The organism is Falsiroseomonas stagni DSM 19981, assembly GCF_900114315.1.
In the GTDB taxonomy this organism is placed as follows: domain Bacteria; phylum Pseudomonadota; class Alphaproteobacteria; order Acetobacterales; family Acetobacteraceae; genus Falsiroseomonas; species Falsiroseomonas stagni.
Genome location: NZ_FOSQ01000004.1, coordinates 374,798 through 381,196 on the forward strand (window position 1 = coordinate 374,798; position 6,399 = coordinate 381,196).

The 6,399-nt window shown below is 69.4% G+C and carries 6 protein-coding genes and 1 pseudogene; 2 read left to right on the forward strand and 5 right to left on the reverse strand.

Translation table 11 applies throughout. The annotated features are described in order from the left end of the window. Positions 1–44: 44 nt before the first annotated feature. Genes BM041_RS14155 through BM041_RS14175 form a run of 5 tightly spaced genes read right to left on the reverse strand, consistent with a single transcriptional unit; the run spans position 45 to position 5,029 of the window. The gene (locus BM041_RS14155) at positions 45–1,358 is read right to left on the reverse strand and encodes an aspartate aminotransferase family protein (RefSeq protein ID WP_092960493.1); all 1,314 of its coding nucleotides are present in this window, start codon (positions 1,356–1,358) and stop codon (positions 45–47) included. Between the two features lie 29 nt (positions 1,359–1,387). After that, positions 1,388–2,533 (reverse strand): CaiB/BaiF CoA transferase family protein, encoded by a 1,146-nt coding sequence (locus BM041_RS14160; protein WP_092960495.1) that lies wholly within the window; start codon positions 2,531–2,533, stop codon positions 1,388–1,390. Positions 2,534–2,537: 4 nt separating this feature from the next. After that, positions 2,538–3,698, reverse strand: a complete 1,161-nt coding sequence (locus tag BM041_RS14165) for a M24 family metallopeptidase (protein ID WP_092960497.1) — start codon at positions 3,696–3,698, stop codon at positions 2,538–2,540. A 25-nt stretch (positions 3,699–3,723) separates the two neighbouring features. Further along, the gene (locus BM041_RS14170) at positions 3,724–4,686 is read right to left on the reverse strand and encodes a Bug family tripartite tricarboxylate transporter substrate binding protein (protein ID WP_092960499.1); all 963 of its coding nucleotides are present in this window, start codon (positions 4,684–4,686) and stop codon (positions 3,724–3,726) included. Positions 4,687–4,699: 13 nt separating this feature from the next. Next, positions 4,700–5,029 (reverse strand): DHCW motif cupin fold protein, encoded by a 330-nt coding sequence (locus tag BM041_RS14175; RefSeq protein WP_092960501.1) that lies wholly within the window; start codon positions 5,027–5,029, stop codon positions 4,700–4,702. Between the two features lie 116 nt (positions 5,030–5,145). On the opposite strand from BM041_RS14175, the gene BM041_RS14180 reads away from it, so the two are divergent. Both BM041_RS14180 and BM041_RS14185 read left to right on the forward strand, forming a co-directional pair. Further along, positions 5,146–6,045, forward strand: coding sequence for a LysR family transcriptional regulator (locus BM041_RS14180; RefSeq protein WP_175533925.1), 900 nt, complete (start codon positions 5,146–5,148; stop codon positions 6,043–6,045). An 83-nt stretch (positions 6,046–6,128) separates the two neighbouring features. Then, positions 6,129–6,399, forward strand: a pseudogene (locus tag BM041_RS14185) (IS4 family transposase); the annotation flags it as partial.

The following is a 6,399-nucleotide window of genomic DNA, read 5'->3' on the forward strand; positions in this document are numbered from 1 at the left end:
CTCACCCAACCCTCTCCCCCGCCCGGGGGAGAGGGTCTTTCGAGTCAGACGGCCGCGCGGATCACGTCGGCGCGGATTTCGAGAAAATCGTCCATGGCGGCGAGGAAGCCTTCGCGCTCCGCCGCGCCGACTGCCAGCGAGAGCGCGATCATGCCGCGGCGGGCGATGTAGAAGCCGCGATCCAGCAGGTCGAGGAACAGCAATTCCTTCAGCGGCTGGTTCATGGCGCCGGCCTCCGCCGCGTTGCGCGGCACGGCGTGGCCGAAATGGAAGGCCATCATGCTGCCGCGGCCCGTCACCAGCATCGGGACCCCGTGCTTCCGGGCCAGCGCGTTCAGCGCATCCCGCAGGGCATCGCCATTGGCATTGTGCGTGACGGCGACATCGGGGGTGTAGATCTCCGACAGCGCGGCGATGCCGGCGGACATGGTCAGCGTGTTGTTGTTGAAAGTGCCGGCATGGGGCACGGCATCGGGGCGGCGCGGGTCGAAGATCGCCATCAGATCCTCCCGCCCGCCGAAGGCGCCGAAGGACATGCCGCCGCCGATATACTTCCCGAGCGTCGTCATGTCGGGCGTGACGCCCGTGGCTTCCTGGAGGCCCCCGGGGGCCAGGCGGCTGGTCATCACCTCGTCGAAGATCAGCACGGCGCCGGTTTCCGTCGCGACATCGCGCAGCGCGCGTAGGAAGGCTCCCGTGGCGGGGATGCAGCCGCCGCCGCCGAGCATCGGCTCCAGGATGATGGCGGCCAGGTCGGCGGCATGGGCGCGGGCCGTCGCCACCGCGGCGTCGACATCGTTGTAGGGGGTGACGACGGTCCGGTGCGGCACGTTGATGGGGTTGGTGGCGGCGCCGAAGGTCATCAATCCGCCATGGTAGCCGCCCTGGAAGCCGAGGATGGTCCGGCGGCCCGTCGCGATGGTGGCAGTGGCGAGCGCGAGGAGGTTCGCCTCGGTGCCTGAATTGGTGAAGCGCACACGATCCAGCGACGGGAAACGGTCGCAGACCAGCTTGGCGAAGCGGCCCTCGAAGCGGTTATGCGCCGTCAGGTTCACGCCGGAATCCAGCGCGCGCAGCACCGCGGCGCGGATGGCCGGGTGGGAATGGCCGAAGAGGCCGGCGGTGAATTCGCCGATCATGCTGACGGTCTGGTGGCCGTCGATGTCGGTCAGGACGCAGCCCTCCCCCTTTTCCGCCGTGAAGGGAAAGGGGCCGTGGAACAGGACGGACCGCGTGTTGCCGCCTGGCATGACGGAAAGCGAGGCCGCGTGCTGCGCCGCGCTGGCCGGGCGCGCGGCGGCGTAATGGTCCCGCGCCTCGACCAGCGCGTCTTCGAGCATGGCGTTGCGGCCGGACATGGCGCGATCCCCCTTCAGAGGGGGAAAGCCTATTCCGCGGCGGCGCGGGCCGGAAGAGCGGCGCGGATGGCGGCGCCGTGTTCGTCGAGGCGCGGCGCGGCGGCGCGCACCGAGGGCGGGGTGGCAGACAGGTGGAAGGGCGTGGCGAGGGTGGCGCGGATGCCGGCAGCGGCGCCGGGGATGCTGGCCAGGACCTGCATCGCCTCGGCCTGGGGATGGGCAAGCGCCTCGTCGTAGGAAAGGACGGGCTCGGCGGGGATGCCGGCATCGGCGAAGGCCGTCAGCCAGTGGTCGCGGGGCTTTTCCGCCATGCGGCCGGCGATGATCGTGACCAGCGCGACGTTGTTGGCGACACGGTCGGCATTGGTCGCGAAGCGCGGATCGGCGGGCAGATCCGGCACGCCGATGATGGCGCAGAAGCGGGGCCAGAAATTCGCCTGCGCGGCGCCGACGGTCAGCCAGCCATCGGCGGCCGGAAAGGCGCGGTAGGGGGAGGTGCCGCGATGCGCCTGGCCGAGGCGTTCGGGGCGCGTGCCCAGCGCCAGGACATGCGCGGCCTCATAGACACCGAGCGAGAGGGCGGAGGTGAAGAGGCTGGCTTCCACCCGCTGCCCCTGCCCGGTTGCATGGCGGGCGTTCAGCGCGGCGAGGATGGCGATGGCGCATTGCATGCCCGCTGTCAGGTCGCTGATGGCGATGGGCAGGCGATGCGGCTCGCCCTCCGCCGGGCCATTGCCGGCCATGAGGCCCGCCATGCCCTGCGTCATCAAATCGAACCCGCCATGGCCGGCCCAGGGGCCGGTCTGGCCGAAGCCGGAGATGGAGGCGAGGATCAGGCGCGGATGCGCGGCGTGCAGCGCCTCCCACCCCAATCCCATGCGGTCCAGCGTGCCGGGCCGCATGTTCTCGACCAGGATATCGGCCTGCGCGATCAGGGCGCGGAGGGTTTCCGGTTCCTTCTTCGCATCCAGCACGATGCTGCGCTTGTTGCGGTTCCAGACATCGAAGGGCGCGGAGCGGCCATCGACGAAGGGGGGCATGGTCCGCGCCTCGTCCCCTCCCGGCCGCTCCACCTTGATGACATCGGCGCCGAGGTCGCCGAGCAGCATGGTGCAGTAGGGGCCCGACAGATGGGTGGAGAGGTCGAGGACCGTGATGCCCGCGAGCGCAGCCATCGCGTCAGACCTTCACGATCAGCTCGCGCGGGCAATCCTTCGTCCAGTGGTCGTTGCCGGTGGCATGGACGTGGAACGTCTCCTCCGTGTGGTGGCGGACGCCGTCGCAGTAGTAGCTGTATTCGACGCAGAGCACGCTGTCGGGCTCCACCACCGTGCGGTTCACGGCGTTCATGCGCGGCTGTTCGTGGCTGCCCAGGCCGATGCCGTGGCCGAGGAATTCGCGGGGGAATTTCTCCAGGTACTTGCTGATGTGCTTGTAGCCGCGGTCGAAGATCTCGCCGCCCGTCACGCCGGGGCGGATCCAGGCGCAGAGTTCGAGCTGCACCTCGTTCAGCCATTTCCAGATGTCCTGCTGGCGCTGGCTGGCGGTGCCGATGAAGTAGCTGCGCACGAAGTCGGCGGAGTAGCCGAGGACCTGAGCGCCCATGTCCACCTTCACGAAATCGCCGTGCTGGAGCGTGTAGCCGCGGGGAAAGGGATCATGGGCGGCGAAGGAATTGGCGGGGCCGGCGCCCACATTGATGAAGTTCACCGCGGTGGCGCCTTCCTGCAGCATGGTCAGGCAGGCGGCGCGGTGCAGGTCGTTGTCGGTGGCGCCGGGGCGGATGGCGGCGCGGAAGGCGGCGTGGGCCTTGACCGTGATCTCGGTCGCCAGCTTCAGGCGGCGGATTTCCTCCGGCGTCTTCACCATGCGGACCATCTCCATGTCGAAGGAGATGTCCTCCACGCTGTTGCCGGCCAGGATGCCGTCCATCAGGGTGCGGAAGCCGCTGGTGAGGTTGTCGCCCTCCGTCCCCACCTTCATGCCCTTGACGCCGCGCTCGGCCAGGATGGCTTGCGCGGCGCCGGCGAAGTCATCGTAGAAATGCGTGTCCACGTCGGTGAAGAATTCCGCCATGGCGTAGGCGCGGACATCCTCGATCCAGGTCAGCGTCATCGCCAAATGGAGGTCCACGGCGGGGACGACGAAGGCGGGCTTCTTCGCGGGGTCGCGGAAGTAGAAGACGCAGAAGGGGCGGTAGCCGAGGTTGCCGCCATTGTGGAAGAACTCGCTGATGTAGCGGGAATTCTCCACGCCCCGCACGATGACGAGGTCGAGGCCCTTGCGGTCCATCATGGCGCGCATGCGGGCTTCGTTGAAGATGGTCGGGGTGCGCGGCATTCTCGGTTCCGTTTCCTGGGTAAGGTCAGTCGAGGCGGAGGCCGGTTTCCTGCACAACGCGGCGCCATTTCGGCACCTCCGCGCGGATCAGGGCACCGAGTTCGTCGGGCGTGCCGGGCGCGGGTTCGAAGGCCTGGCGCTTGAGGAATTCATCCACCTCCGGCAGGCGGATGACGGCGGTGATTTCGGTGTGCAGGCGGCGCAGCACCTCGGCCGGCACGCCGGCGGGCAGCAGCAGGGCCTGCCAGCTATCCACCACCACATCGGGCAGCGCCTCCGCCATCGCCGGCACATCAGGGGCGAAGGGGGAGCGGCGGGAGGAGGTGACGGCCAGCGCCCTCACCTGCCCCGACTGCATGAAGGGCAGTGCCGCGGGCAGCGTCATGATGCCGCCCTGGATGTTGCCGGCGACGGTGTCCTGCACGGCGGGGCCGCCGCCGCGATAGGGCACATGGGTCAGCGGCACGCGGGCATGGACCAGCTGCGCCACCGCCATGTGGCCGGGGGAGGCGGTGCCGGCGGAGCCGATATTGATCTCCGGTCCGCCGGAGCGGGCGAGTGCCACGAATTCGGCGAAGTTGCGCGCGGGAACGGAGGGATGGACGACCAGCACCTGCGACAGCGTCGCGATCATGGTCAGCGGCTGGAAGTCGCGGATGGGGTCGAAGGGCAGCGTGCGGAACAGGCTGGGATTCACCGCCAGCGGTTCGGAGGCGATGAGGACCGTGTAGCCATCCGGCCGCGCCTTCGCGACGGCGTCGAAGCCGATGTTCCCGCCACCGCCGCTGCGGTTCTCCACCGGCACCTGCCAGCCGAGGCGTTCGCCGAGGTGGCGCGCGATCAGGCGGGCCAGGATGTCGAGGCTGCCGCCCGGGGCGGAGGGCACGATGACCCTGATGGGCCGGTTGGGAAAATCCGACTGCGCCAGCGCGGGACATGCGAGGGCGGTGATGCTGGCGGCAAGTGCCGCGCGACGCGTGAAGCGCATCGGACTTCTCCTCTCAATCCACGATGAACAGGGTGGCGCCCGTCTCCGTCTGGCTGCGGTGCGGTTCGGCGTTCTCGGCGACCTGGTAGGACACGCCTTCCTTCATGACGAAGACGCGGCCATCGGCGAGTTCGGTGGTGAGCTGGCCTTTCATGACCAGCAGGACATGGCCGCGGGAACACCAATGGTCCGCCTTGTAGCCCGGCGAATACTCCACCATGCGGACGCGGATGTTGCCGACCTCCAGCGTGCGCCAGGTGGCGTGGCCGGTTTCGCCCTTGTGGTGCGTCTCCGGCCAGGCGGACCAGTCCACCGTCTGGAAGGGGACGCCTTCGATGATCATGGCTTGCCTGCGAAATTGAACACAGGATGAATACAAGTCTGTTGACGCCGATGCCGCAAGAGGAAAATCTATCTCGGCGTGATGCCTCGTTGGCATCGGGGCGGGAGATGACAACAATGATGCCACCGGGCTTGCGCTGCTTCCTGGCTGTGGCCCAGGCGGGATCGATGCGCGAGGCCGCGCTGCGGCTGCGCCTGGCGCAATCCGCGATCAGCCGCCGCATCCAGCAGCTGGAGGAGGAACTGGGCGTCCAGCTGCTGGAACGCGGCGCGCGTGGCGTGGCGCTGACCCCGGCTGGCGAGATCCTGCTGCATCATGGGCGGGAGGCGACGCAGCTGACGGAGCGGCTGCGCGCGGACCTCGATGCGCTGCGCGGAGTCCGGCGCGGGCATGTGGTGGTGCGGCTGGTGGAGAGTTTCGCGGCATCCGGCCTTTCGGCGGCGCTGGCATCCTTCCGCGCGGCCTATCCGGCGGTGACGCTGGACATCGCGGTGGTGGGGTCGGAGGCGATCCTGGCGTCGCTGCGCGACCGCACCTGCCACCTCGGCATCGCGTTCAATCCCTCCGCCGATCCGGAGGTCGAGGTGCTGGCTTCCGCCGCGGAGCCGCTGGCGGTGATGGTGGCGCCGAACCATGCGCTGGCGGGGGCGGAGAAGCTGACGCTGGCGGAGCTGGCGGGCCTGCCGCTGGTGGCGCCGTCCTACCTCGGTTCGTCGCGGGCGCTGTTCGACACGGCGTGCCGCGCGGCGCGGGCGGCGATCCGGCCTGTGCTGGAGACCAATTCGCCGCATGTGGCGGCGGCCTTCGTGGCGGATGGCAAGGGCGTGGCGGTGATGGTGCCGCGGGTGCTGGCGCTGCATGCGGCGCTGGGGCGGGTAAAGGCGATTCCGCTGGTGGACCCGCTGCTGAATGGCGGGCGGATCGCGCTGCTGGCGCGGCGGGGCCGGCGCCTGCCCGCGGCGGCGGAGGCGATGAGCGCATCGCTGGCGCGCGTGCTTGAACAGCAGGCTGGATAACTGACGATGGTTCAGGGGGCTCTGCCCCATACGCGCTAAAATAGGTCTTGCCCCGACGCGGTTGGATCTGATTCTGGGGGCGGATGTCCGATCCGACCCCTGCCCTGCACGATCAGTTTCCGGAGTTGCTGGCGCGTCTCCCGCCGGGTCTCGACCTCGACGCGCTGGCGCTGGAGACGAAGGCGATCCAGCGGCGGCGCGAGGTGGTGGATGGCGCCGGCTTGCTGCGGATCGCGCTCGCCCGCGGCCCGGGCGGGCTGTCGTTGCGGCAGACGGCGGCGTGGGCGGCGCTGCGGGGGATCGCCGAGCTCAGCAATCCCGGCGTCAAGTACCGGCTGAACCAGGCGGCGGGCT